We start from the raw sequence: 24,496 nt of genomic DNA, 5'->3' as shown, positions 1-24,496 counted from the left end.
CTCCTTCTTGTTGGACGACGAAGCGTATCCGCCGGGGAGGAGGCGAACCATCCCACAAGACGAAGCCCGGATAGGCCAGAAGAACAAGATCACGCGTCGTTGGGCCAAGCGGGGCTCAAGGCCGTCCGCGCCGCACGACCAGCGAACCCGCTCAGCCTATATCTTCGGGGCGATCTGTCCCCGGCACGGCAAGGCCGCCGCTCTCGTCATGCCGTGGTACGATACCCATGCCATGAACCAGCACCTCATCGAGATATCCCGCAACATCGACGAAAATGCACACGCCGTCCTCATCATGGATCAGGCCGGATGGCACATGTCCAACAATCTTGTCGTTCCAGAAAACATCACCATCCTGCCACTACCGCCCAAATCGCCCGAGTTGAACTCGGTCGAAAACATCTGGCAGTTCATGAGGGACAACTGGCTCTCAAACCGCGTCTTCAAGTCCTACGAGGATATCGTCGAACACTGCTGCTACGCCTGGAGAACCCTCCACCAACAACCATGGAAGATCATGTCAATCGGCAGACGCAAGTGGGCGCAAGAGTTCTGATCAATGACGGTTGGTATGAGTCCTCAAGAGAGCTCAAATAGAACGGTGGGCGCTTCATAGGGAGAATAACGGGTCGTTGGTTCGTATCCGTTCAAGGCGAGCGGTCGACGGTGATCAAAGTTCGATTGGTTGCCGCCCGTCCCCAAGGGTCGTGTCGCGTTTCGGTACAACATCCGGATTTGCGGGCAAACGAGGCGCTAGCAAGCAGCACGAGGCTAAATTCCACCTACGCGATCGGCCGGAACGTTCTAATCCGTTCAAGCTGTTCCGAGCTTCCTATGCGCAGAAATACTAAGCGAAAATCCTTCCATAACTGGGATGTGTTGTAGGGCTAGACTGCCCGCGGCGTAGTCGCTATTTCAGAGCTGCAGCGATAGATAGATACCGCTATGAATTTCCTATCTCCACACGAAGGCCTCCGAGTGAAGAAAGTACAACGTAGTTTTGCCGTAGAGTACAAAGACGGCCGTCGGAAAACCGGTGTGAAGTCGAACTCGATCTGGGGCAGTATGGACCTTAAGTCCGTCGCAAGGGACGTAGAGGAATCGGCAATGCCGCCTATCCCGGACGGTACTATGGCTGATAAATCCACCGGAGACGTCTCGTCACCGAAAATGGATCGCATATTGCCAACATTGACACCGCCCGAGGCGACATCGAAAACTGCGGCAAATACACAGGAGTTAGTCATGGCCGAGGATACTGATACGATCGCCAATGCTGACGCGCCGGCCATTGCCGAGACGCCGGTTGAGCCGAAGAAGCAGCGCAAACCCCGCGCCAATAAAGCCGCTTCTGAAATGGCTGCGGCCGACATCGCGGCAGAGCCTGCAGGTGGCTTGGACGGTATCAGCGGTCAAAAAAAAGGTCGAAAGAGCAAGATAATCGAAGGTGCGGCAGGCGCTAAGAGAGCCTATGTAAAACGCGCGCCCAAGGCCGATCAGCCAGCAACGATCGTGTCGTCAGCTGGCGACGAAATGGCCGACCTCCTGCAATTGGAGGAAGAGAACCAGAGGCTGCGCAAGCTGTTGGCCGAGAAGCTTCGTTCCGAAAATGCCGATCTGCGGAAGAAGCTCAAACTCGGTTAATAGTGGACAGGCGGCTGACGCCGTCGACATCCTGCCTTTCGGTTTTTCATTTGGTGACGGGCCGACTGTCATCAAACCTAAAAACTCGCAGCCTGCATGCGGGGTAAGAAGCGAGGTTGAACGAATGGCGTCCCCATGGAAGTTTCTCAGCCGGCTGGTGTCACCCGGACGCAAGCAAAAGCCAGACGAGGGGACAGTTGACGAAGCGAAGCCAGATGTGTTGGCTATCGCCGGTCCAACCGAAACACCTGCCGAAGAGAACTTCAGTTCCGCAAACCGATCGACTGCCGCCGAGCTAATCAATGGTGAGTTCACTGATCGAGTTTCCCCTGACACTGCGCCGTCGGGTCAAGCTGAGAGCAAGGATCACCGTACAGCTGAGAGTGTTGGTACCGACGTCGCCGAAGCTGGCGGTTCGGTATCCTCCGATGAAACGGATGACGCTGTCGCTGCACCAGAGGCTGCGAACCTCAAGCCGGCCCTTGAGGGGACAGCGCGCAAGCAGAGGGGCCGCAGCAAGAAATCAGAGGCTGTGGTCGCCGAGCCATTCTATCCACCCGCCCAAGTTGTTGCTGATGTTACACTGAGGCTGGACGATGAGATTAAAGTGCTCAGGAGTCAGCTGGCGCGCAAGCTCCGGACGCAGAATGCGCAGCTGAAGAAGATGCTGGAGCGGTTCCAACGATGACGTACCCACTTGCCTTACCGACAAACCGGGCTCGATCATAGTCTTCGCGGGCTGATGTTTTTCCCGATCATTGATTTGAGCGCCAACAGGTGGCAGTTCTTTAGCCTTGAAGCGATACGATGATCGTAGCTCTTCGAGCGAGGCCTCTACGCTGAACGCTCCGGCGTTAGTGAGATCCGCAGTAGCGGGCATCTGGTCAACGCGTGAGAACAGAGTCAAGGGAGATGTCAAGGCGCCGTGCATCGCAGCGACACGTAGCACCAGTCAAAGGCCGAGCGAGAGGTGAAGTCCGGCTCAGAAGTACAAAGGCAAAGCTAGAACCTGACGAAAATGCTCTCATTGTTGTCCTAAGCCCAGGAGGTAAGGTCGATGCAGTGTCGCCCCGGCCTTTTTTGTTGCTCAAGAAGACCTTCCTTATGATGTCCAACCAGCTATGCCACACACGAGTGCGAGTCGAATGTCGTCGCGTGTCGTGCCGTTGGAGATCTTCACCGACGGGTCGTTTGATGCCGGCACACGGAGCGGGGGATGGGCCTTCGTGGTGACGCAAGGGGATCAGCGCATTTGCGCCATGCATGGCAGAGCGACAGCAAATTCAAACAATTCTCTCGAACTGCTGGCGGTCATCGAGGCGATAAGCTGGCTGGCTCGTTCGGGGGATCTTCCCTTTGCGACGATCTGGACCGACTCCGCCCATGTCGTCGACGGATGCCGCCACTGGAGAGCCATCTGGCGTAACAATGGCTGGAAACGCATCACCGCCAATCGCAAGCTGCGGAAACGCGCTATCCCGGACGCCCAGCTGTGGATCAAACTGGATGAACAGCTCGACCGTCATCGGGAGGTGACGGTCGCCTGGTGCAAGGGACATGCGGGGCTCGTCGGTAACGAGACTGCCGACGCCTTAGCCCGCGCTGGTACAGTGAATGGCGCCTCTGCACCTCGCTCGCGCTGGTGCAGAGTGGCTTCCACTACAGACATACGCTCTGCCATTCGCTGACGGCAGGCCGAACATCTGGTTCAGGCACCGAGGTACCGCGCAGGCTCAGCATGGCACGCTGATCTCTTCCAAGACGCCGCGGTTAGCCTCCTGAAAATTCAGCTGGGACCAATGGCGCAAGACGGCGCTTGGCATGTCCTGGATACGTGATCGCGGAGCCACAGAATTCCAAGGATAGGTCCGCGGTCGCGGTTTCCCAATAGCCAAAGAACATGCATACTTTGCGGTTACTTGCGGTTGACCCCCTATCAGCAGTCAGTTTGAAGCCTCCGCAGCGCCGCCAAGACCATTGGATGCTGGTAAGGACTTCGCCCTCGTCGTGGCATCGCACAAGCGCCCGGCAGCGCTTCTAGACTGGTCTCTTCACAAAGACAGCAGACACAGCGCCGTGGCTGCTGCAAAAAACGCTAGTTTTACCATATGAGGGGACGTCGGATCGAGCATATCTTCCAGGGCGGCTTTGATGAGAACAGCAACTCTGTGGAACCGATTATCAGTCCGCGGCAAGAAATCGCCAACAAAGAGCCAGTTGTGACCATCTGCCAGAAAGGCAAGAAGCTCAGCCATGGCGTGGCGGCCTATCTGCGCACGTAGAGCACGCCCGCCGAGGTCGTAGAGAACGGCATCGAGGCATGGGTACCCGCAGGTCTCCCTCTGGTCCCCCCCCAGTCAGTTGCCCGAACGCGGCGCGCAAGGGCGGACGGTCTGGGTGACACGATCGCGACCGAAGATCGACCGCATTGCCCGTCCATGGCCGATCCGGCGCTTCATCGATCCTGGTGCGGCCTTCCTGTTCGTCGCGCCAGGCGAAGTATCCGCCGCGGCTGATCGCTTCCGCGCAACGCCAATCGATGTCGACGATGTCTTCTGGAGGGATCCCACAACGATACCGTCCACGTCCAGCTTCCAGTTTTCGCAGCAGGTGCCGACGGTAAAAAACTGTTGCGCATCTTGAATTTCCATATATCTTATAAGTTATAAGTTAATGAATACCGGGAGCATATCCGTGCCAGCGTCACATCCTGTAGGCGGCCATCGCGAGATGGCGCGCAACGATGATCCATTGTCCAACGATCAGCTCGAACACCTCAAGGAGAGGGCGAAGTTCGTCCGTCTGGAGACGATCAGGCTGATCTCGATCGCCAAGGTGGGGCATTACACGTCCGTCTTTTCGTGCGCCGAGATTTTCGCGGCGCTCTACTACGACGTAATGAGGATTAGAAAAGGCGAACCCACCTGGCCCGATCGCGACCGCTTCCTGATGGGAAAGGGGCATGCCGCAGTAGGCCTATTTCCCATCCTCGCCGACCTGGGCTTCTTCGACTCAAGGTGGCTGGATACGTACACCCGTCTGGGGAGCCCGCTCGGCGATCACCCTGACATGACCAAGGTGCCCGGTGTCGATTTCAGCTCCGGCTCCATTGGGCATGCCCTGTCGAACGGGGTGGGAATGCTCCTCGGCGGACGCTTCCAGAAACGCGACTTCAACGCGTTCGTGCTTCTCGGAGACGGGGAGATGCAGGAAGGCCAGGTCTGGGAGGCTGCCCTGTCGGCTTCCAGTCACGGACTTTCGAGCCTTGTCGCGATCGTGGACCGCAACGGCTATCAGCTTGACGGGAAGGTGGACGACGTCCTGGCGGTGGAGCCGCTGGACGACAAATGGCGGTCCTTCGGATGGGAAGTGCATACCGTCAACGGGCACAACATTCACGCCCTGACCACGCTTCTCCGGCAGGTGAAGGCTGACAAAAGCCGCACGAAGCCGTGCTGCATCATCGCCCAGACGGTGAAGGGCAAGGGTATCGAGTACATGGAGACCGAGCCCGGTTGGCACCTTGGCTATCTCGGCGCGGAAGACGAAGCCAACGCCAGCGAAACGATCCTCAACACGGTGATCTCATAATGAACCAGCTGATTTCGAAGGACTCGTGGCAGTACCGCGAAGTGAACCGCCGCGCTCCGTCCCTTCCGACCCTCTCCAACGCTTTGATCGAACTTGTTGATGCTGGTTATCCCGTCATGGCGGGGACGGCTGACCTTCAGTATTCCAACGGGCTCAACGAATTCGCCAGACGTTTCCCCGAAAGGTTCGTCCAGTTCGGCATCTCAGAGCAGAACATGGTCTCGGCAGCGGCCGGAATGGCGACCACGGGAGTGATCCCCTACGTTGCCACGTTCGCCTCTTTCCTCGCGCTCCTTTGCTGCGAACAGATTCGGATGGATGTCGCGTACTGCAAGCAGCCGGTCCGCCTCATCGGCCATCACACCGGCATTTCGCTCGGCTTCTACGGCACGTCTCACCATGCCACCGAGGACATCGCGATCACCAGGAGCATCGCCAATCTTGCCGTCGTCTCCACGGCCGACGGACCTGCGCTGGCGGCTGCTCTGAAAGCCACCGTTGACTATCCCCTTCCGATCTACTTCCGCATTCATCGCGGGCACGATCCGGTGGTCTACGAGAACGGCGTCGAGTTTGAGCTAGGCAAGGCGGTGACCCACGGGATCGGCAGCGAGGTCACCATCATCGCGGCGGGTTACCCGGTTCATGGTGCGAAGAAGGCCATGGAGGAGCTGAATGCCGCGGGCCACTCCGTCGGCTTGATCGACATGCATTCCATCAAGCCTCTCGACGAGGAAGCCATCATCGAGGCGTCGGCGCGTTCAAGGATTATCCTTACGGTCGAAGAGCACAACGTACTCGGTGGCCTTGGCGGGGCGGTCGCGGAAGTTCTTGCCGAGAGGGGGAAGGGCGCTCGCCTTGTGCGCCATGGAATCAAGGACGAGTACAGCCTCATCGCGCCTCCGACGCACCTCTACAGGCATTACCGCCTGGATGCCGACGGCATCCGCGCGGTCGTCCTCGAGAACATCGAAGGAGCTGCCCGATGACTTCGAACAACGAGGCAATCGCAAGTCGTGCGGAGGTGGTCATCCCAGGTGGCCTTCTAAGCCCCAGCCGCCGACTGGGCGCGCCCGTAGCTTTCGCCAAGGCGGAGGGCCCCTATCTGTTTGACGCTGACGGCAATCGCTATACCGACTATCACTGCGCGTTCGGTGCGAACGTCCTGGGCCATCGCAACCCGGCGGTCTTCAACGCGATCGCGGAAGTCAACGAGAGTGTCGATCTGATCGGAGCGGGAGTTCTCGAGCTGGAGGTCGAGGTCGCAGAGCTTCTGGTGAGCGCAATCCCGTGTGCGGACCAGATCGCGTTTTGCAGCAGCGGATCGGAGGCTACCTATCACGCCCTGCGCCTGGCTCGCGCATATACCGGCCGCAAGCAGATCATCAAGTTCCAAGGCGGTTACCATGGTTGGCACGACTACGTGGCCATGAACGGCCAGTCCAGCCGCCAGATGATGAATTCGTTCGACCCGATGTCGGACGGAATACTCTACGACGCGGCTCGCCATACGAAGATACTGCCGTACAACGACGCGACTGCCGTCGAGGAGTATATCAAGGCGAACCCGGGCGAGGTCGCCGCCATCATAATCGAGCCGATCGCCCACAACATGGGAGCGGTTATCGCGCAACACCAGTTCCTGCGCGATCTCAGGCGCATCACTACCGAGAACGGCGTCGTGCTGATCTTCGACGAAGTGATAACGGGTTTCAGGCATGCGCTCGGCGGTTATCAATCAATCGTAGGCGTCACTCCGGACTTGGCCACGTTCGGCAAGGCAGCCACGAGCGGCTATCCCATAGGCTTGGTGGCCGGTTGTCGCGAGATCATGGAGCGCGTAGGTCGGACCGGCGAGGGGGCCGTCTTCATGGGCGGTACGTTCAACGGCACTCCGTCGTCGCTGGCGGCTGTCAAAGCGACTGTTCAGGAGCTGTCGAAGCCCGGCGTTTACGACCGCCTCTTCGATCTTGGAGACTACCTGCGGAAGCAGATCGACCAGATCATCGCGCGGCACGGCATCAAGGCCCAGACCGCGGGGTTCGGCTCGGTCTGGCTCGTGTACTTCTTCGACGGCGAGTTCAGTGAATACGCCGACCTGCTCCGGAACGACAACGAGCTCGACATGCGGTTCCGGCGGGCGCTGATTGCCGGAAGACATATCTTCCAGCCTCTGCAGCTCAAGCGCCTGTACCTGTCCCTCAGCCACGACCAGAGCGTGCTGAACGACACCCTCGAGCTTATCGACACTGCCATGGCCGACCTCGCGCGGTCGGCTGCGGCTTAACTTCCACAACCTGATCTCAATAAAAAAGGGGAACCAATGAGACATCGGTTAATAAAATGGATGGTCACCGCCGCCTGTCTTGCGGCCACGACTCCGGCCCTTGCCCGCGATCTCACTGTCGTCGGCTTCGGGGGCGCGACGCAGGAGGCGATGCGCGGCACACTTTTCAAGCCATACGAGAAGATGTCCGGCTCACCGCTTCTCGAGGAGTCCTACACCGGAGGCATCGCCAAGGTGAAGGCGATGGTCGAGACCGGAACGACGACTTGGGATGTCGTGCAGATGGACGAGAACGAGATGATCCTGGCATGCGATCAAGGCCTCCTCGAGACTTTTGACTGGAAGACATTGCCGAACTCGAGCGACATCATCGGCCCGGCCAAATCGGACTGCGGGGTCGGCGCGTTCGTCTGGTCGAAGATACTGGCCTACGACGGAGACAAGACGACGGACGTCTCTTCATGGGCAGACTTCTGGGACGTCAAGAAGTGGCCGGGAAAGCGGGGGCTACGCAAGCAGGCGCGGATGACCCTGGAGATCGCGTTGCTGGCGGACGGCGTGAAACCCGAAGAGCTTTATAAGGTTCTGGCGACAAAGGAAGGTCAGGACCGCGCCTTCGCTAAGCTCGATCAGCTGAAGCCGAACATCCAGTGGTGGGAGAGCGGCGCTCAACCGATGGAATGGTTGGCTTCAGGCGAAGTTACCATGACCTCCGCGTATAACGGCCGGGTAATCGTCGCCAACCAGCAGGGCAAGCACTTCAGGATGTCCTGGACCAACCAGCTTTATGCGATGGACTTCTGGGCCATTCCCAAGGGCGGAAACAGAGACAAGGCTTTCGACCTCGTGAACTACATGACAAGTGCCAAGCCGCAGACGGCATTCGCCGAAAAGATGGTCTACGGCGTCACGAACGCGAGCGCGACATCCAGAATTTCAGCGGACATCGCTCCGCAACTTCCTACTGCCGAGAAGAACATGTCGGGCGCGCTAGCTCTGAGCACGCCGTTCTGGGTGGATCACGAAGAAGAACTGCAGCAGCGGTTCAATCGGTGGGTGGCACAATGAGGAGGAGAGGTTCCATGCATTATCGCACACTCGTTGGCGGGCTCGTCGTGCTTGCCGGGCTTGGTATCACATCGGCTGCATTGGCTGACTCCGGCAAGCTGACTGTGGTCGGAGCCGGCGGCGTGCTGCAGGACGCGGAGCGGAAGGCGTTTTTCGAACCGTTTGCCAAGTCCTCGGGCGTCGCCGTCACAGAGGACTCATATTCTGGGCAGATGGCCAAGGTCCGCGCCATGGTCTCCAGTGGCAGCGTTTCTTGGGACGTAATGCAGGTCGAGCAAAACACCTTGCTTTCGGGCTGCGCTGAGGGCCTCTTCGAAGAACTCGACTGGGCGAAGATCGGCAATAAGGAAGACTTCATTCCGGAAGCCTACAGCGACTGCGGCGTGGGGGCTTTCGTCTGGTCCATGGTTCCCAGCTACGACAAGACCAGGATTTCCGACGGACCGAAAAACTGGGCCGACTTCTGGGACATGAAGAAGTGGCCGGGGAAGCGGGGCTTCCGCCAGACGGCGAAGATGACGCTCGAAATCGCGCTTCTCGCGGACGGCGTTGCTCCAGGCGAGGTGTACAAAGTTCTCGCGACGAAGGCCGGGCAGGACCGCGCGTTCGGCAAGTTGGACCAGATCAAGGGCGACATCATCTGGTGGACTTCCGGCGCCGAATCCCTCGAACGGCTTGCGGCGGGCGACGTGACGGCCACCGCGACGTTCAATGGCCGGGTGACCGCCGCCAACGCGGCAGGCAAGGATTTCGCGCTCATCTGGAACGGCCAGGTTTACGGAATCGACTACTGGGGTATCGTGAAGGGCAGCGCGAACCGCGAGAATGCGGAGAAGTTCATCGGCTTTGCCGCCTCCGATGCGGCTCAGTCGGCTTTTCCCCAGTACATCGCGTATGGCGTCACCAACAAGAAAGCCATTGGGAGCGTCAAACCTGAGTTGGCGAAGGACCTGCCGACGACGGAGGCGAACATGAAGGCCGCGGTCGGACTGAACACAGAGTTCTGGGCAGACAACGGCGAGGCCCTTGAGGCGAGGTTCGCGACATGGCGGGCTCAGTGACGTCTGAACCTACTGTGCGGCAGCCCTCCCGGGCTGCCGCTACCCAGCCGGAACGCGCTTCTGCGTTGGCGGCCGGGTTCCGCGCTGATCGACGAAGGCAGACCGTGACCTCGATGGCGCTCATCGGTCCGCTTGTCGCCTTCATCGTGTTCGCATTCGTACTGCCGCTCGGGACAATGCTGTTCTACGCGATAAACAACCCCGAAGTACGTAATGCTCTTCCCCGGACGCTGGAAGTTCTTAAGTCCTGGGACGGAGCGTCCGATCCGCCCGCGGCCGCCTACGAAGCCCTCGTCGCGGATATAAAGTCAAACGGCCGGCCCAACGTTCTCGCCGAAGCGGGACGCAGGCTGAACTACGAGATCACCGGCTTTCGAAGCCTTCTGGCAAAGACGGTGAGAAGCACGAGGAACGCCGAGGTACCGGCGGCCCAGCAGTACCTTGTCGGCATCGACGAGCAATGGAACAATCCCTCCTACTGGAGGGCGATCCAGCGTAACGGTTCGCCTCTGACAGCGTTCTATCTGCTGTCTGCGGTTGACCTCAGGCCGGGCGACGACGGAGGCGTGAAGCTTGCTCCGCCGGAAGAGCGGCTGTTCCTCTCGACGCTCGTGAGGACGCTTACCATAAGCGCCTTCGTCACGATCATCTGCGTGATGCTCGCATACCCGATCGCAAACGCGGTCGTGGCTGTCGGCGGACGCTTTTCGGCCGTCATGCTGGCTTGCGTCCTACTGCCGTTTTGGACGTCCCTTCTAGTGCGGACGAGCGCATGGATCGTGATCCTTCAAAAGGAGGGAATCGTGAACCGCGCGCTTCAGGCGGTCGGGTTTACCAGCGCGCCACTGGAACTCGTGTTCAACAGGACCGGGCTCTACATAGCGATGGTGCACATACTGCTGCCGTTTATGGTCCTGCCGCTAATCAGCGTGATGAAGGGTATCTCTCCGTCCTACGTCCGGGCCTCATCTTCTCTCGGAGCAGGGCCCGTGACGACATTCCTGCGGGTCTATCTTCCGCTGACGCTGCCGGGCGTCGGAGCAGGTTGTCTATTAACGTTCATCATCGCCGCCGGATACTACGTTACACCCACGCTGGTCGGAGGCGCGTCGGATCAGATGCTGAGCTATTTCGTCGCCTTCTACGCGAATACGACGATCAACTGGGGGATGTCCGCAGCTCTGGGGGTCTTGCTTCTAAGCTGCATCCTGGCGCTTTACGTCATCGTCGGCAGGGTCGTCGGGATCGGCCGCATCGTAGGAATGGAGTGAGCCGTGCCTTCAATTATCCGACGCGTGCAGATTGCCTTCTGCATAGTGGCGATGGTCTTCCTGATCGGGCCGACCTTCGCCATCATCCCGATCTCGTTCAGTTCCGCCAACTTCCTTTCATATCCGGTGCCCGGGCTCTCTCTGCAGTGGTATTATAAAATACTTCAGCCGCAGCCTTGGATGTCTGCTTTGCTGAACAGTCTGATCATCGGCGTGGGGGCGACAATCCTATCCAGCATTCTTGGCACGCTGGCGGCCCTCGGTCTGTCGAGAGGACATCTGCCTGCAAGGGGGGCAATTCTGGCCGTCGTGATTTCGCCGATGATCGTTCCCGTCGTCATCAGTGGAGTGGGGATGTACTTCTTCTTCGCGAAGCTCGGTCTCGTAGCGTCGTTTCTGGGACTCGTTCTGGCCCACGCGGTTCTTGCCGTTCCCTTTGTCGTGATTACGGTCACGGCTACCTTGAAGAATTTCGATGTGAATCTCGCACGCGCTGCGGCCAGCCTCGGAGCTACGCCCTTCCATGCCTTCCGAACCGTCACGCTACCGCTTATCGCGCCTGGCGTCGTGTCTGGAGCTCTCTTCGCGTTCGTTTTTTCCTTCGACGAGGTGGTCGTGGCACTCTTCATCAGCGGCCCGGGCCAGCGCACGCTGCCACGCCAGATGTTCGATGGTCTGAGAGATAATATCGATCCTTCCATACTCGCGATGTCGACTCTGCTTGTCATCGTTTCAATCATTCTTATGGGCGTAGGGGCGCTCGTTCAGAAAGGCGCGGCGGCCAACAAGGCCCCGGTCAGATAATCCGGAGAAATTCTACAGATGATCATCGTCACAGGTGCCACCCACGGAATCGGTCGCGCATGCGTGGAGACACTCGCCGCCGCAGGAAAACAGGTGCTCGCGACTGGCCGAGACGCCACAGCCGGTGCCGAGCTGGCGGCTTCAAACCGCGGCGTCACGTTTGTCGCGGGCGACGTCAGCCACGAGAGCGACTGCAGGACGGTCGTCGAGCGAGCTCTGGAGCTCGGTGGCGGGCGGCTTTCCGGCTTGGTGAACAACGCCGGTATGTCAAAACGCATCTCCTTCGCCGAGGCCACTCAGGCCGACTGGGACGAGGTGCTGGCTGTCAATGCCCGTAGTGCGTTCCTCTTCACGCGCCATGCCCTTGAAGGGTTGCGCAAAGGGCGGGGCTCGGTGGTCAATGTTGCTAGCATTGCTGGAAAGACAGGCGAGGAAGGCCTCGCCGTCTACTGCGCCTCGAAAGCAGCGGTGATCGGAATGACCGAAGCGCTCGCCTTGGAGTTCGGCGAGGAGGTGCGTTTCAACGCGGTCTGCCCCGGCCAGATAGCGACCCGTATGATGAACAAGATCATGACAGACCCGCTTCGGAAAAAGCAGCTGGAACTCAGAATCCCCGCCAATCGCTTCGGCGCGCCCGAAGAAGTCGCGGACGTCGTCGCATGGCTACTTTCAGAGCAGTCGAGCTACGTGAACGGGACCGTGATCACCGTGGACGGCGGCGAGACCGCAGGGCTGAGGACTCCCCGGGTCGCCGAGCTGCCCAAGGTCTAAGAGCAGTCCGAGCGGAGGTCACGCCAGCTCCCGCTCGTCGAAATACCTTAGAAGGCTTGTTGCCGCGCGCTTGATATCGTTCTCGACCGCGATACGCGCCTTCTCCTTGTCCCCGGCACGAAGGGCTTCTATCACGTGCAGGTGTTCCTCCGCACCGACGTACTCGTGCGGGATTTCCCTGTAGTAGACGTTCAGGATCGGTCCCATGGACACCCACATGCTCTCGATCTGGCCGATGAGCATTGGCATCTTGGACAGGCGGTAGACGCCGAAGTGGAAAGACCTGTTGGCCGTTCTTGCAGCTTCGAAGTCGCCTGCCTTCTCGCTTCTCACGAAAGCGGAATGGAAGGTTTCGAGCTGCTTCGTGTCGCCGGCGGCGACATTCTCCACGGCGAGTTCCGCGGCAAGGCCCTCGAGCGCCATCCGGATCGACTTGATCTGGATGTACCGATCGCGGCTGAGCTCGGGGACAATGACGAACCTGCCTGAGCGCAGCTCGAGCGCCTGCTCGCTTACGAGCCTTAGGCACGCCTCTCGGACGGGCGTGACGCTGGTTCCGAGCTGCTCCGCCAGGTCCTGCATTAGCAGCCGTTCACCAGGAGCGAAGTTCCCCACGATGAGTCCTTCGCGCACTTTATTGTAAATGCGGGCCGACAGGCTCCCGATCTCGCCGGGCTGCATCTCCATGGTGTTCATCCGATAACTCCTCATCCTCGGTTGCAGGGTTATCGGAAACGAGCCGGCCCGCCACCCACTTATATCTTATGATAACAGTGCCGGTTGTCGCTGAGCCAGAAAAAACTCGGCCTACATTCCAAATCCGCTTGCAACGCAGATCTGATAACTTATAACTTATAACTTACCAAGACAATTTCGGAGGGCATCCCTTGCTGAATTCGCTCAGATCGCGTGACATGGCGTACCATTTCCACTCCCAGACGAACCCGCGTCGCCACGAAGGAGACGGGCCTTTGGTAATTGCCAAGGGCGAGGGGTGCTATGTCGTCGACGAACTCGGCAACCGCTATCTAGAGGGTATGGGAGGACTGTGGTGCGCGTCGCTCGGCTTCGAGAACGAGCGCTTGGCAGAGGTGGCGGCCACCCAGATGAAGACCCTCGCCACCTACCACACCTTCAACCACCGCTCGAATAATCCGTGCGTAGACGTCGTTGAACAGGTGGCGGAGCTTTCACCGATCCCAGGCAGCAAGGTGTTCTTGGTGAACTCGGGTTCGGAAGCCAACGACACCATGGTCAAGCTCGCGTGGTATTACAACCTCGCGAGAGGCAAGCCGTCCAAACGGAAAATCATCAGCCGCAAGGGCGCGTTTCACGGCAGCACTGTGATGGGAGCGGCTCTTGGTGGGCTGCCTCACATGCACAAGAGTTTCAATCTTCCTGGCCTAAACGTCGTCTTCGCCGAGAAACCGCACTTTTACAAGAACGGCTTGCCTGGCGAAACGGAGGAGGCTTATTGCGACCGCCTCATCGCAGACCTGGAAAGTCTTATCGCGGCGGAAGGTGCGGATACGATCGCGGCTATGATAGCGGAGCCCATAATGGGCGCGGGTGGGGTGGTCTCACCTCCCGCCGGCTACTTTCCTCGTGTACGGGAAATTCTGACCCGTAACGATATTCTCCTTCTCTCCGACGAAGTGGTCTGCGGCTTTGGACGAAGCGGAAACTGGTTCGGGTGCGACACCTTCGGCTTTGTGCCGGACATGATGTCCATCGCCAAGGGGCTCTCGTCCGGCTACGTGCCTATAGCCGCGGCGGTCATAGGCGACCACGTTTACCAGACCGTGGCCGACGAAGCCGACCGCATCGGGGTCTTTGGCCACGGCTTTACCTATTCCGGCCATCCCGTAACGGCGGCGGTAGCTGCCGAGGTTCTACGAACCTATCGCGAAATGGACGTGCCGGGTCGTGCCAGAGAGCTTGGGGCACGCCTTTTCGAGAGACTCGAGGCAGCGATCGGCAATCATCCTCTTGTAGGAGAGATTCGCGGTGCGGGCTTCCTCGCGGGCATCGAGCTTGTTGCGGATAGGTCCGCGAGAACGCCTTTCGATCCGGCCCTCAAAGTCGGAGCCCTTGTCGAACGGCGCTGCCGCGCGCACGGGGTGATGATCCGAAATATGGGCGACGTGATCTCGATCTGCCCTCCCTTCGTGATGACAATGTCTCAAGTCGACGAGCTGGTGACCGGCATCGCCGCCGCTCTCGACGACGTCACCGGCGAAATGGCGAAGTGAGCGCGATCATGGATGATTTCGTAGAACTCGATCTCACGGCCCAGGCAGGCCTCGTCAAGTCTGGAGAGGTGACTGCCGGGGAGCTTCTCGAGGCGGCCATACGCCGCGCCGAAGATGTCAATCCGCAGTTGAACGCGATTATCAGGCCGCTGCACGAAGAGGCGCGCGCCGAGGCGAGAGGCCATGCCAGAGACAGCGTCTTCGCCGGAGCCCCTTTTCTGGTCAAGGACCTATATTGCCATATGGCAGGTGTGCCAACTACGGGCGCCTCCGTGATCACGAAGGACTTCGTTCCGGATCGTGACAGCGAGCTGATGAGAAGATACCGCAGGGCGGGGCTCAGCACGTTCGGAAAGACGAACCTCTGTGAGTTCGGCACGCTCGGAACAACCGAGCCCAAGCTGTTCGGACCTACCCGTAATCCATGGGATACCTCCCGTTCGAGCGGCGGCTCGAGCGGCGGCGCTGGTGCCGCCGTGGCCGCGGGTATCGTTCCCGCGGCCCACGGCGGGGACGGTGCGGGATCGATCCGCATTCCGGCTTCATGCTGCGGCCTGTTCGGCCTCAAGCCATCGCGAGGCAGAATAAGCCTCGGTCCCGATCTCGGCGACAGCACTGGCGGGATCGTCAACGAACATGTCCTTTCTGTTACCGTACGGGACAGCGCGGCACTGCTCGACGCGACCCGAGGAGCGATGGCGGGAGACCCCTATACGGCTCCTTCTCCCGAGATGGATTACGTCAAGACCCTCCAGTCCGTGCCGCGCAAGCTCAGGATTGCCTATACGACCGGGTCGTTGCTCGGCACGCATGTTGATCCAGACTGCGTCGCGGCCACGCTGGAGGCAGCCAGGCTCTGCGAAAGCCTTGGCCACGAAGTCGTAGAGGCCACTCCGCGCCTGGATGCCGAGACCTATCAAGCCTACTACAAACGCTTTTGGGCGATGACGGCCACGCGAGCCATTACCGCACTTGCCCGAGCTAGGAAAGTACCCGCCGAGACACTGGCCGGAGGGGTGGAGACCTTCAACCAGTACCTCTTCGGGGTCGGCTCCAAAATCACCGCGGCCGACTACCTCGTCGATCTGAACTGGTTCCATGGCGTAGGCCGCACCATCGCCAACTTCCTGGGCGACTTCGACGTCTGGCTGACGCCGACGCTCGGCTCGCCTCCGCCGGTGCTGGGACACTTCGACGCGGACGTCCACGGCGGCGAGGAAGTAATGGAACGCTTCCTTCAGTTCCTCGCATTCACGACCTTCGCCAATATGGCCGGTCTACCGTCCATGAGCGTCCCGCTTTCCTGGACAAGCAGCGGCTTGCCCGTAGGTTCCCAGTTCACCGGGCGCTTCAACGAGGAGGGCACGCTCTTCCGGCTCGCGGCCCAACTCGAGGAAGCACGTCCCTGGTCGGGCAAGCGGCCTCCGGTCTTCGCAACGGCATAAGCGCATCACACAAAAAAGGGGAACCGCTATGTCATCCAAATACGTCGAGTTTATCAACGTCGACAAGAGCTACGACGGTCGTAATCTGGTCGTGGACAACCTCAACTTGACCATCGCCCAGGGCGAATTCCTGACGATGCTTGGGCCTTCCGGTTCCGGCAAGACGACAAGTCTCATGATGCTCGCTGGCTTCGAAGCTCCAAGCGGTGGCCACATCCGTATCGCGGGCCGCTCGCTCGAGGCTGTTCCGCCTCACCGGAGGAACATCGGCATGGTGTTCCAGAATTACGCTCTTTTTCCGCATATGACCGTGGCGGAAAACCTGGATTATCCGCTTCGGGTACGCAAGATGACGAAATCTGAGCGGACCGAGCGGGTCCGGCGTGTTCTCGATGTCGTACAGATGTCGGCACTCGGCGAGCGGAAGCCCGCCCAGCTTTCGGGGGGACAGCAGCAACGTATCGCGCTCGCGCGTGCCATCGTATTCGAGCCCGACGTCGTCTTGATGGACGAGCCCCTCGGGGCGCTGGACAAGAACCTCCGCGAACACCTGCAGCTCGAGATCAAGCACCTCCACGAACGCCTTGGCTTCACTGTCGTCTATGTCACGCACGACCAGTCGGAGGCACTGACGATGTCCGACAGGGTAGCCGTCTTCAACGCGGGAAAAATCGAACAGCTGGCTCCGCCGACGGAACTATACGAACGCCCTTTGACCCCCTTCGTTTCGGGGTTCATTGGCGAGAACAACCGGCTCTCCGGGGAAATTGCCGGGCGCGACGGTGACGAGTACTCGGTGCAGACCGAGACGGGCCACCGGATGTACGTCCGCAGCAGCTTGCCGTTCAAGGAGCGACAGAGAGTGCTCGTGGCCGTTCGCCCGGAGCGCGTGAGGCTCGATCCGGACGAAGTCTGCCCGAACACTTTTGCCGGAACAGTCGAAGAGGTCATCTACCTTGGAGACCACAAGCGCGTTCACGTCAGGCTCACGGAGACGTCCACTCTCGTAGCCAAGGTGCCCAACGCAGGTGCGCATATCGACATCAGGCCGTCCCAGGCTCTGTCCCTCGGCTGGAACAGCAGCGATGCGGTTTTGATCCCCGCTTGAACTTCAGGATACGAAAACGATGACCATCTTCCGAGACCTCAATCTCCGGGACCCCGAACTGCTGCGTGACCGGGCCTTCGTGGCGGGGACCTGGTCCGATTCATCGACTTACGAACGGGTCACGGTATGCGACCCTTTCGACGGCAGCCCGATCGCCGACCTCCCGAGCCTTGGCCCGGATGCTGTGCGGCTTGCGATCGACGTGGCTCACGAGAGCCAGAAGGCCTGGGCGGCACGTCCGGCGCGGGAGAGGGCGATCGTGCTGAGGCGGTGGTTCGACCTGATCGTGGAGAACTGCGACGACCTCGCGCTCATTTTGACCCGGGAGCAGGGCAAACCATTGAACGAAGCCCGAGGCGAAATTCTTGCCAATGCCAACTATATCGAGTGGTTTGCCGAGGAAGCCAAGCGAATGGATGGAGACCTTATCGCTGCTCCCGTTTCAGGGCAGCGCCATATAGTCTTCAAGCAGCCCGTTGGTACGTGCGCGGCGATTACTCCTTGGAATTTCCCAAACGGCATGATCACCCGGAAAGCGGGTCCCGCCTTTGCCGCGGGGTGCAGCGTCGTGCTCAAGCCGGCCTCGCAGACGCCCTTGTCGGCGCTCGCTCTAGCATACCTCGGTCAGAAAGCCGGCATTCCCGACGGCCTTTTCTCGGTGGTGACCGGACCCGCCAAAGCAATAGGCGAGGAGTTCTGTACCAACCCCAAGATCGCGAAGATCAGCTTCACGGGGTCCACCGAGGTAGGGCGGTGGCTGATGGAGCGTGGCGCGGCACAGATCAAGCGGCTCTCGCTCGAACTGGGGGGCAACGCTCCTTTCATCGTCTTCGATGACGCGGATGTGGAGGTCGCCGTCGAGGGCGCTATCTCGTCAAAATTCCGAAATGCAGGTCAGACGTGTGTCTGCGCTAACAGGCTCTACGTACAGGAGGGGATTTTGCCCGCCTTTTCCGCTGCTCTCGCGAAACGCGTGGCAGACCTCAAGCTAGGCAACGGCACAGACCCGGACACGAAACAGGGGCCGCTGATAGACCAGAAAGCCGTTGCAAAAATCGAGGAGCATATCGAGGACGCGGTGTCCAAAGGGGCGGTCGTAATCACAGGCGGACGAAGAAGCCAGCTCGGGGGCAATTTCTTCGAGCCGACCGTCATGACCGGGGTTACCCAGGGGATGAAGGTGGCGAAGGAGGAGACTTTCGCTCCGCTCGCTCCGCTGATCTCCTTCCGCACCGAAAGCGAGGTCGTCGCGATGGCTAACGATACCGAATATGGCCTTGCCTCCTATTTCTTCACCCGGGATTACGCGCGCATCTGGCGGGTCGCTGAGGCGCTCGAAGCGGGCATGGTTGGCGTGAACACGGGCTTGATCGGCAGCGAGGCGGCTCCCTTTGGCGGCGTAAAGCAATCGGGGCTCGGGCGCGAGGGCTCCAAGTACGGAATTTCCGAGTATCTCGAGATCAAATACGTTTGCGTCGCCGGGATCGGACCAGCCGCGTAACATGAGAGTCGTATATTCGGAATTCCATCGCGGACACGTGGTGGGTGACGTGGTCGAGAACGGTCTTGTTCGTTCCAGCCGGGACGTCCCCGAACGTCTGGACGCGCTGCTCCTTGCCGCGCAGCGGGCGGGTTGCCATGTCGTAGATGCGTACGACCATGGCTTTGATCCGCTATCTGCCGTCCACTCGCCGGATTATCTGGAATTTCTCTCGACTGCCTTCACGCAGTGGACAGCTGCCGGGCTGCCCGGACAAGTGGTCCCGTCGGCCTTCGCGACCCGATGCGAGGCATGTCGGACGGACTGGTCGATTGTCGCCAATGCGGGATATCATCTGCGGGACCAGATCACTCCGCTCGGAGAAGGCACATGGCGCGCGGCCTACTGGGCAGCCCAGACCGCCGTAACGGCAGCCGATCTCGTGACGAAGGGAGAGCGCAGGGTCTACGCGCTCTGCCGTCCATCAGGACATCACGCGGGGCAGGATTACGGTGGAGGAGCCACCTATCTCAACAACGCTGCCATAGCCGCCCGGCGCCTCGCCGGGGGAGGTCGTCGGGTTTCCGTTGTCGACTTCGATGTCCATCATGGCAACGGCACACAGGACATATTCTGGGACGATCCCGTGGTTCTATTTGCGTCCACCCACCGCAGCCCAACGGACTACTATCCCCATTTTTCCGGCTTCCGAGATGAAACGGGCGGTGTCCATGCTGCCGGGCTCACCGTGAACTGGCCGCTGGCAAGAGGGGTCGGGGATAGCGGATTTCTCGAAGGCGTCCGGATCTGCCTTTCTGCCGCGCTGAAGCACGATCCCGTTGCGGTTGTCGTATCGCTGGGCTTCGACGCGCTTGAAACCGACCCGGCCAAAGGGCTCCTCGTCAGCGGAGCGGCATTTAAAGAGGTGGGCATGATGCTTTCGAGGCTTCCCGTTCCTGTCGTGCTGGTACAAGAGGGCGGGTATGACCTGCAGCGGCTGGAAGAGGTGGCTGCGGGTCTCTTCGCGGGCCTTTTCTCCGGGACTTCCGAACGAGGGGCACGTTGAACATGCTTTTGTCGGTTGTTTCTCCCCCGCGAATTCGGGCGGACACGACCGCCGCGGGAGAGTCGATGGATGCGGGCGGTGTCATGTCTATCGATCTGCGGGCGATCAGGCCGAATTACAGGACTCTGATGTCGGAGCTTGGCAGCACGCCTTTGGGTGGGGTGGTAAAGGCCGACGCCTATGGCTCGGCGCAGCCGGTGTCGCCTCTGTTCTATATGACGAGGGGTGTCGGCACTTCTTCGTGGCAACGCTCCGGGAAGGAAAAGAGCTGAGACCACACGTCCCGGACGCTGCCGCCATCTTCATACTGAACGGGGTGCAACCCGGCGGGGAGGAGGCGTGTGCGAACGCCAGGCTAGTACCTGTCGCGAACTCGATAGATCAACTCAAGGCATGGCACCACCTGGCGCTGTCTCGCGGCAAGGCACTCCCGGTCGTGCTGCAGTTCGACACCGGAATGACACGCCTCGGGTTCGATGAAGACGACGTGTCGGTGATCGGCCGTTATCTAGGTTCGGTGAGAATCGAGCTAATCATAAGCCATCTCGCATCTGCAGACGATGCGCACAGCCATCAAAACGCGCTTCAGTACGCGCGGATGCAAAAGATCAGCAGGTTCTATCCGGGTGTTCCGGTCTCGCTGGCAAACTCGGCAGGTATCTCTCTTGAGAAGAAATTTCATGGGGACTTGGCCCGGTCGGGCATCGCGCTCCTCGGCGGGATAGGTACCATAAGCTGGCGAACCATATGCTACCCGCCTTGTCGTTCGACCACGAGGTCGTCCAGACCCGGGAGGTGGGCGCGGGTACCCTTGTCGGCTACTCCGGTTCCTTCATCTCCACGCATCCGATGCGTATCGCGACGCTGGCCGCGGGCGATGCGGACGGCATCCCCGAAGCCTGTCGAACGTGGGTTCGTCTATTTCGACGAGAAACGCCTGCCTATCGTCGGAAGGATCTCGATGGACAGCATGATGGTCGACATCACCGAAATTCATGCGGATCGGCTCCAGGCCCTCCAGGCTATGGCGGCGGCGTATGCAATTACCGAAACTACGGTCCGTATTCTTCGCGTCCTCCATGGTGCGCAGGAATGGCCAGACACTTCGCCCGCGAGCTAGACTTTGTTCTCGGTGCTGAGAAACACCGTGTCGGTGGTTCGAACTGGTTCAAGGTGAAGACGATCAAATTAGCCCCGATCTCGCGTTTTCAACGAGACCAGGGATGATTTCAGAGGACGCTAACGTTCTCGGCCTTAGACTTTCCTGTCTTCCGGTCTTGTCCCACGTCGTAGCTGACCTTCTGGCCATCGGTTAGAGAAGCGCCGAAGCCTACAGCCGAGATGTGGACGAACACATCCGGTCCACCATTATCGGGGGTGATGAAGCCGAAGCCTTTGTCCTGAGCGAAAAACTTCACAGTGCCAGTTGCCATCTCTATCCCCTTTGATTGGAAGCGCCCAAAAACATTAGCGATCGGACAGGCGATCAGCAAGGTATGTTCGGTCAGCGGCCGTTCGGGAAGATGCAGGCTAACGGCAACGCCTAATTATCGATGACGACTGAGACGACGGTTCGACGCCCATAGCGAGACGATACGTTTCTTGGAGGCAGAAGCGGATCCTGTTTCCGTATCGTGCAACACGCTGCGAATAAGGCATTGCTGCTTCATCCATACGTGACGATCCGCGCTGCGAGCCGCCTTTTTAAGCGGCACGCTTCGGGTCGTTCACGTTGTTCATATGCTCTGGCAGGGGACGTGGCACAGGTCGGATCTACCAGTTTGCGGTTGTCAGGTACTCACCTGACCATCCCACCCTCGCCATCGGAGTAGTTCACCGGCATCCAGTCAAAGTGTTCGCCTTCTTCACAGACATTGCCTATTCCTGGAAAGGCGATGTGCGCACCGGCTACAAGATAACCTTCCGCGATAGCCTCGGTGAAAGCTTTGCGGCGGGATCGTGCCGCCCCAGAACGATCTACGTCGAACTCGATGGTCACCTCAGGCTGCTCGAACTGTACGACATCGCCATGAGTGATGTCGCCCCAAAACATCAGTTTCTTGCCTCCACTTTCAACGGCGATGGAACTGTGGCCCGGAGTATGTCCGGGGCGCAAGATCGATTGGAAACCCGAAATTACCTCATCATCATCTTGGAACACTTCCGCCCGACCACGCTGCAGATATGGCCGAAGGCACTCCTCTGCTTCCTGGAACAGCTGTTGGTTCAAACCTTCCGGTCGCGCCTCTGCTGGGGTCTTCAACCAGAATTCAAGCTCACGCGCGGGAACATGCAGGGTTGCGTTTTCAAAAACGAGCTTCCCATCCCGGACCAGACCACCAGAATGATCCGTGTGGACGTGTGTTAGAATGACATGATCGATCTGGGAGGCCGTGTAGCCCGACGCTTCCAAGTTGGCGAACAGCTGCCCGGCTTCTCCCCCTAGGTAGCTCCCACTCCCGGCATCGATCAGGACGAGACGCTCACCGTCATTGACGAGGAAGGCATTCACCGATGTGTCGGTCGGAATGTCCCGGTATGCTGCGCGCAGCAGTCGAGCCGCTTCCTCGGTGATCACGTCGCGGTACATTCCCGGAAGAGGGAGCGGCAGTGTGCCATCTGAGAGTGCGGTGATCTCCAGATCGCCCAGAGCCATTCGGTAGAAGCCGGGCGACTGAAAGTGCTGCTTGGGAGCAGCCCCAAAAGTGAGGGAAGGGGATCCTGAAATGGCCGCGACCGTGGCCAACATCGAAGCCCCCTTGAGGACGTTTCGTCGCGATACGTTGTTCATTATAAATCCTTCATCCATTGTCGCAGCACGCCAGTTCGATGCGCGGCGGTTACGGGACGAAGGTAAGTGGCGACCGTTCGAGCGATTAGGCACTGAACCTCGACCGCGCTGTCAGCGATTTGATCACAATTGAGGACTGCGCAGATAGGCCGCTCAGCTCAGTCGCAGTACGTTTTCGAGGTTCTCGCTCAAATAGTCGATGAAGGCTCTCACCTTGAGAGGTTGGACGCGCCCACCGGCCCTGACGGCATGTAATGTGGCGCTGGGTCCGGACCATTCGGGGAGAATGCGAATGACGTCGCCGGCCTCCGCGGCTTGGTGGACCAGGTGGGGATTGGTGAGCTGTATCCCCTGTCCCCTGATCAAAAATTCCAACAAGGCCTCTGGATCTGTTGCGACAACCACCGGGTTGATCGGGAAATCCATGACCTCGCTCTGCCGTGTCAAAGGCCATGATTGCTGAGGCTTGCCGTAAAACAATTGCGTCACGAGACAGGCATGGTCTTTCAGCTGCGATGGATGTTCTAGCACTCCGTGTTGTTGAAGGTATTCCGTCGACGCATAAAGGCCCGTCTGAATGTCGGTCAGGCGACGGGCGGCAAGGTTGGAGTCAGGCATAGGACCGTTCCACAGGCGACAGGCGACATCAATGTCCTCGTGCACGATGTTCTTGACGTCATGGTCGAGAAGCAGTTGCAGCTTGACTTGCGGATAGGCCTCGCGAAACCCGACCATAAGCGGGGCAAGGGCCTTGGTCACTAGCCAATGCGGTGCCGTCACCCTTAGCCATCCAGAGGGTCTGCCATGCACCTTCTCGACCGCACTTTCCGCATCACCAATGAGGCGCGCGAGATCGCGGCACTGCTCAAAGTAGATCGATCCCGCCTCGGTCAATCGGATGCTGCGAGTGGTTCGGTGAAGCAGCTTTACACCCAGCCTCTGCTCCAGATCCTGCACTTTCTTGCTGATCCGCGCCTTGGATGTTCTCAGGCTCTCTGCCGCTGCGGTGAAGCTTCCCCGCTCCACAACTTCGACAAAGGCTAGCGTGTCGCTCATGTCTCGAAGCATCAACGGAGTCCCTCTAGCGTTTGGGTCGGCATGTATACTTCACCGGCTGCCACGGCGAGCTATGCGAGACACATCCGCTTGGGCTCATCACTTATGGCATTCTGATCCGATGAAGGCGGATTGCGTTCTAAAACGTTTCTGATTGTTCCAGAGATGAGGCGAAGAAGCGCGACGGTGACGAGACTGATGTCGGTGTAAGGTCCATTTGGAGCGCCTGACATGCATTGCCTGGGTCGTAGCATCCATGCGCTTGGCGAACATCAACCAACGCTTCATTATCCAGCTCGACCTCTGAGCTGTAGAGCGCTCGCATGACAGGGCCTACTGTCTGTCCGGGGCAGGGCGCGGGCTCCTTCTTCCACTTTCGTAAAGGCCGATATCGCCTCCGGTAGGCTGCAGTTTGCGCCCGCTCGTGAGAACTTGGCATAGTCCTTTTCCTTGTACTATGCCCCGAGGGCGAGCATTCTAGCAAAGCGAAATGGAGGACCATTTTCGATCCATATCAAAGGTAGCGGCAACTAGCATTGCGGGGCCCCTATTTCCGATGACCGGCTTGGGCCCAAAGGGGTCTTCGCCGCCGGAGCAAGTGCCGCGAAGCCCTAACATTCGTGACAAAATCAGCGGCGCTCCAAAAACTAGCATTCGCGATCGAGTTTCCGAAGGAATTGGATCACCGGAAGTGACCCTTCTAAGCCATTCCACAATTGCGCGCCTACTCCTGCTAGGCTGCCGTTCACTTTTCTCCTTCATGCCTAAGCCTCGTGTATCGACAGAAGCCGTAGAGAGCCA

Annotated in this window: 24 protein-coding genes and 3 pseudogenes; 22 read left to right on the top strand and 5 right to left on the bottom strand. The window is 59.5% G+C overall.

The genetic code is table 11. The features are described from left to right. Positions 1-7 precede the first annotated feature (7 nt). From ACR65N_RS21510 to ACR65N_RS21495, 4 genes are all read left to right on the top strand, one after another. Complete coding sequence (locus ACR65N_RS21510; protein WP_440458680.1) at positions 8-556, top strand: IS630 family transposase; 549 nt, start codon at positions 8-10, stop codon at positions 554-556. 422 nt (positions 557-978) lie between these two features. Beyond that, positions 979-1,644 carry a transcriptional regulator gene (locus ACR65N_RS21505; protein ID WP_440458679.1) on the top strand — a complete coding sequence of 222 codons (666 nt, stop codon included), beginning with the start codon at positions 979-981 and terminating at the stop codon, positions 1,642-1,644. Beyond that, entirely contained in the window at positions 1,610-2,332 is a 723-nt protein-coding gene (locus ACR65N_RS21500; protein ID WP_440458678.1) for a prolipoprotein diacylglyceryl transferase, read from the top strand. Before ACR65N_RS21505 ends, ACR65N_RS21500 begins: the two co-directional genes overlap by 35 nt. 457 nt (positions 2,333-2,789) lie before the next feature. Further along, on the top strand, positions 2,790-3,332 hold the full coding sequence (locus ACR65N_RS21495; protein ID WP_440458677.1) for a ribonuclease H family protein: 543 nt from the start codon (positions 2,790-2,792) through the stop codon (positions 3,330-3,332). A gap of 363 nt (positions 3,333-3,695) precedes the next feature. Here ACR65N_RS21495 and ACR65N_RS21490 read toward each other — a convergent pair whose 3' ends face one another. Further along, positions 3,696-3,899, bottom strand: a complete 204-nt coding sequence (locus ACR65N_RS21490) for a hypothetical protein (RefSeq protein ID WP_440458719.1) — start codon at positions 3,897-3,899, stop codon at positions 3,696-3,698. Here ACR65N_RS21490 and ACR65N_RS21485 point away from each other — a divergent pair. The 9 genes and pseudogenes from ACR65N_RS21485 to ACR65N_RS21445 form a co-directional block, all read left to right on the top strand. After that, positions 3,855-4,203, top strand: a pseudogene (locus tag ACR65N_RS21485) (chromate resistance protein ChrB domain-containing protein); the annotation flags it as partial. The gene ACR65N_RS21490 and the pseudogene ACR65N_RS21485 overlap by 45 nt on opposite strands. Before the next feature lie 171 nt (positions 4,204-4,374). Next, positions 4,375-5,235 (top strand): transketolase, encoded by an 861-nt coding sequence (locus ACR65N_RS21480; RefSeq protein ID WP_440458676.1) that lies wholly within the window; start codon positions 4,375-4,377, stop codon positions 5,233-5,235. Beyond that, on the top strand, positions 5,235-6,224 hold the full coding sequence (locus ACR65N_RS21475; RefSeq protein ID WP_440458675.1) for a transketolase family protein: 990 nt from the start codon (positions 5,235-5,237) through the stop codon (positions 6,222-6,224). Before ACR65N_RS21480 ends, ACR65N_RS21475 begins: the two co-directional genes overlap by 1 nt. Next, a complete protein-coding gene (locus tag ACR65N_RS21470; RefSeq protein ID WP_440458674.1) occupies positions 6,221-7,522 on the top strand; it encodes an aspartate aminotransferase family protein in 1,302 nt (433 codons plus the stop codon). Before ACR65N_RS21475 ends, ACR65N_RS21470 begins: the two co-directional genes overlap by 4 nt. A gap of 60 nt (positions 7,523-7,582) precedes the next feature. Next, complete coding sequence (locus tag ACR65N_RS21465; RefSeq protein WP_440458673.1) at positions 7,583-8,590, top strand: ABC transporter substrate-binding protein; 1,008 nt, start codon at positions 7,583-7,585, stop codon at positions 8,588-8,590. A gap of 14 nt (positions 8,591-8,604) precedes the next feature. Beyond that, positions 8,605-9,651 (top strand): ABC transporter substrate-binding protein, encoded by a 1,047-nt coding sequence (locus ACR65N_RS21460; RefSeq protein ID WP_440458672.1) that lies wholly within the window; start codon positions 8,605-8,607, stop codon positions 9,649-9,651. 113 nt (positions 9,652-9,764) lie between these two features. Beyond that, positions 9,765-10,922, top strand: a complete 1,158-nt coding sequence (locus ACR65N_RS21455; RefSeq protein WP_440458716.1) for an ABC transporter permease — start codon at positions 9,765-9,767, stop codon at positions 10,920-10,922. Positions 10,923-10,925: 3 nt separating this feature from the next. Then, entirely contained in the window at positions 10,926-11,726 is an 801-nt protein-coding gene (locus ACR65N_RS21450) for an ABC transporter permease (RefSeq protein ID WP_440458671.1), read from the top strand. An 18-nt stretch (positions 11,727-11,744) separates the two neighbouring features. Then, positions 11,745-12,497, top strand: a complete 753-nt coding sequence (locus ACR65N_RS21445; protein WP_440458670.1) for an SDR family NAD(P)-dependent oxidoreductase — start codon at positions 11,745-11,747, stop codon at positions 12,495-12,497. Positions 12,498-12,515: 18 nt separating this feature from the next. Here ACR65N_RS21445 and ACR65N_RS21440 read toward each other — a convergent pair whose 3' ends face one another. Further along, complete coding sequence (locus ACR65N_RS21440) at positions 12,516-13,193, bottom strand: GntR family transcriptional regulator (RefSeq protein WP_440458669.1); 678 nt, start codon at positions 13,191-13,193, stop codon at positions 12,516-12,518. 191 nt (positions 13,194-13,384) lie between these two features. On the opposite strand from ACR65N_RS21440, the gene ACR65N_RS21435 reads away from it, so the two are divergent. The 9 genes and pseudogenes from ACR65N_RS21435 (at position 13,385) to ACR65N_RS21395 (ending at position 20,968) form a co-directional block, all read left to right on the top strand. After that, on the top strand, positions 13,385-14,749 hold the full coding sequence (locus ACR65N_RS21435; protein WP_440458668.1) for an aminotransferase: 1,365 nt from the start codon (positions 13,385-13,387) through the stop codon (positions 14,747-14,749). A gap of 8 nt (positions 14,750-14,757) precedes the next feature. Continuing rightward, on the top strand, positions 14,758-16,194 hold the full coding sequence (locus tag ACR65N_RS21430; RefSeq protein ID WP_440458667.1) for an amidase: 1,437 nt from the start codon (positions 14,758-14,760) through the stop codon (positions 16,192-16,194). Between the two features lie 28 nt (positions 16,195-16,222). After that, on the top strand, positions 16,223-17,302 hold the full coding sequence (locus ACR65N_RS21425; protein WP_440458666.1) for an ABC transporter ATP-binding protein: 1,080 nt from the start codon (positions 16,223-16,225) through the stop codon (positions 17,300-17,302). A 19-nt stretch (positions 17,303-17,321) separates the two neighbouring features. Continuing rightward, positions 17,322-18,803, top strand: a complete 1,482-nt coding sequence (locus ACR65N_RS21420; protein WP_440458665.1) for an NAD-dependent succinate-semialdehyde dehydrogenase — start codon at positions 17,322-17,324, stop codon at positions 18,801-18,803. 40 nt (positions 18,804-18,843) lie between these two features. Continuing rightward, positions 18,844-19,848, top strand: a complete 1,005-nt coding sequence (locus tag ACR65N_RS21415) for a histone deacetylase family protein (protein ID WP_440458664.1) — start codon at positions 18,844-18,846, stop codon at positions 19,846-19,848. Beyond that, on the top strand, positions 19,845-20,120 hold the full coding sequence (locus ACR65N_RS21410; protein ID WP_440458663.1) for a hypothetical protein: 276 nt from the start codon (positions 19,845-19,847) through the stop codon (positions 20,118-20,120). The genes ACR65N_RS21415 and ACR65N_RS21410 overlap by 4 nt, the downstream gene beginning before the upstream one ends. Then, a pseudogene (locus tag ACR65N_RS21405) lies at positions 20,090-20,509 on the top strand (alanine racemase); the annotation flags it as partial. The gene ACR65N_RS21410 and the pseudogene ACR65N_RS21405, both read left to right, overlap by 31 nt. Positions 20,510-20,595: 86 nt before the next feature. Beyond that, positions 20,596-20,694: pseudogene (locus tag ACR65N_RS21400) on the top strand (hypothetical protein); the annotation flags it as partial. 31 nt (positions 20,695-20,725) lie between these two features. Next, positions 20,726-20,968 carry an alanine racemase C-terminal domain-containing protein gene (locus ACR65N_RS21395; RefSeq protein WP_440458715.1) on the top strand — a complete coding sequence of 81 codons (243 nt, stop codon included), beginning with the start codon at positions 20,726-20,728 and terminating at the stop codon, positions 20,966-20,968. A 109-nt stretch (positions 20,969-21,077) separates the two neighbouring features. Here the strand turns inward: ACR65N_RS21395 and ACR65N_RS21390 are convergent, their stop codons facing one another. The 3 genes from ACR65N_RS21390 to ACR65N_RS21380 form a co-directional block, all read right to left on the bottom strand. Continuing rightward, complete coding sequence (locus ACR65N_RS21390) at positions 21,078-21,281, bottom strand: cold-shock protein (RefSeq protein ID WP_148171087.1); 204 nt, start codon at positions 21,279-21,281, stop codon at positions 21,078-21,080. 365 nt (positions 21,282-21,646) lie between these two features. Then, on the bottom strand, positions 21,647-22,639 hold the full coding sequence (locus ACR65N_RS21385) for an MBL fold metallo-hydrolase (protein WP_440458662.1): 993 nt from the start codon (positions 22,637-22,639) through the stop codon (positions 21,647-21,649). A gap of 153 nt (positions 22,640-22,792) precedes the next feature. Then, positions 22,793-23,695, bottom strand: a complete 903-nt coding sequence (locus ACR65N_RS21380; RefSeq protein ID WP_440458661.1) for a LysR family transcriptional regulator — start codon at positions 23,693-23,695, stop codon at positions 22,793-22,795. Positions 23,696-24,496: the final 801 nt, after the last annotated feature.

The organism is Rhizobium sp. SAFR-030, assembly GCF_059415005.1.
This window is presented reverse-complemented; position numbering and strand designations above follow the sequence as displayed.

Excerpts from the sequence above, each read along its gene's own strand:
- ACR65N_RS21500 (WP_440458678.1), top strand. The coding sequence starts at position 1,610 with ATGCCGATCTGCGGAAGAAGCTCAAACTCGGTTAATAGTGGACAGGCG.
- ACR65N_RS21495 (WP_440458677.1), top strand. The coding sequence starts at position 2,790 with ATGTCGTCGCGTGTCGTGCCGTTGGAGATCTTCACCGACGGGTCGTTT.
- ACR65N_RS21490 (WP_440458719.1), bottom strand. The coding sequence starts at position 3,899 with ATGGCTGAGCTTCTTGCCTTTCTGGCAGATGGTCACAACTGGCTCTTT.
- ACR65N_RS21480 (WP_440458676.1), top strand. The coding sequence starts at position 4,375 with ATGGCGCGCAACGATGATCCATTGTCCAACGATCAGCTCGAACACCTC.
- ACR65N_RS21475 (WP_440458675.1), top strand. The coding sequence starts at position 5,235 with ATGAACCAGCTGATTTCGAAGGACTCGTGGCAGTACCGCGAAGTGAAC.
- ACR65N_RS21470 (WP_440458674.1), top strand. The coding sequence starts at position 6,221 with ATGACTTCGAACAACGAGGCAATCGCAAGTCGTGCGGAGGTGGTCATC.
- ACR65N_RS21465 (WP_440458673.1), top strand. The coding sequence starts at position 7,583 with ATGGTCACCGCCGCCTGTCTTGCGGCCACGACTCCGGCCCTTGCCCGC.
- ACR65N_RS21460 (WP_440458672.1), top strand. The coding sequence starts at position 8,605 with ATGCATTATCGCACACTCGTTGGCGGGCTCGTCGTGCTTGCCGGGCTT.
- ACR65N_RS21455 (WP_440458716.1), top strand. The coding sequence starts at position 9,765 with ATGGCGCTCATCGGTCCGCTTGTCGCCTTCATCGTGTTCGCATTCGTA.
- ACR65N_RS21445 (WP_440458670.1), top strand. The coding sequence starts at position 11,745 with ATGATCATCGTCACAGGTGCCACCCACGGAATCGGTCGCGCATGCGTG.
- ACR65N_RS21440 (WP_440458669.1), bottom strand. The coding sequence starts at position 13,193 with ATGAACACCATGGAGATGCAGCCCGGCGAGATCGGGAGCCTGTCGGCC.
- ACR65N_RS21430 (WP_440458667.1), top strand. The coding sequence starts at position 14,758 with ATGGATGATTTCGTAGAACTCGATCTCACGGCCCAGGCAGGCCTCGTC.
- ACR65N_RS21425 (WP_440458666.1), top strand. The coding sequence starts at position 16,223 with ATGTCATCCAAATACGTCGAGTTTATCAACGTCGACAAGAGCTACGAC.
- ACR65N_RS21420 (WP_440458665.1), top strand. The coding sequence starts at position 17,322 with ATGACCATCTTCCGAGACCTCAATCTCCGGGACCCCGAACTGCTGCGT.
- ACR65N_RS21395 (WP_440458715.1), top strand. The coding sequence starts at position 20,726 with ATGCGGACGGCATCCCCGAAGCCTGTCGAACGTGGGTTCGTCTATTTC.
- ACR65N_RS21390 (WP_148171087.1), bottom strand. The coding sequence starts at position 21,281 with ATGGCAACTGGCACTGTGAAGTTTTTCGCTCAGGACAAAGGCTTCGGC.
- ACR65N_RS21385 (WP_440458662.1), bottom strand. The coding sequence starts at position 22,639 with ATGAACAACGTATCGCGACGAAACGTCCTCAAGGGGGCTTCGATGTTG.
- ACR65N_RS21380 (WP_440458661.1), bottom strand. The coding sequence starts at position 23,695 with ATGAGCGACACGCTAGCCTTTGTCGAAGTTGTGGAGCGGGGAAGCTTC.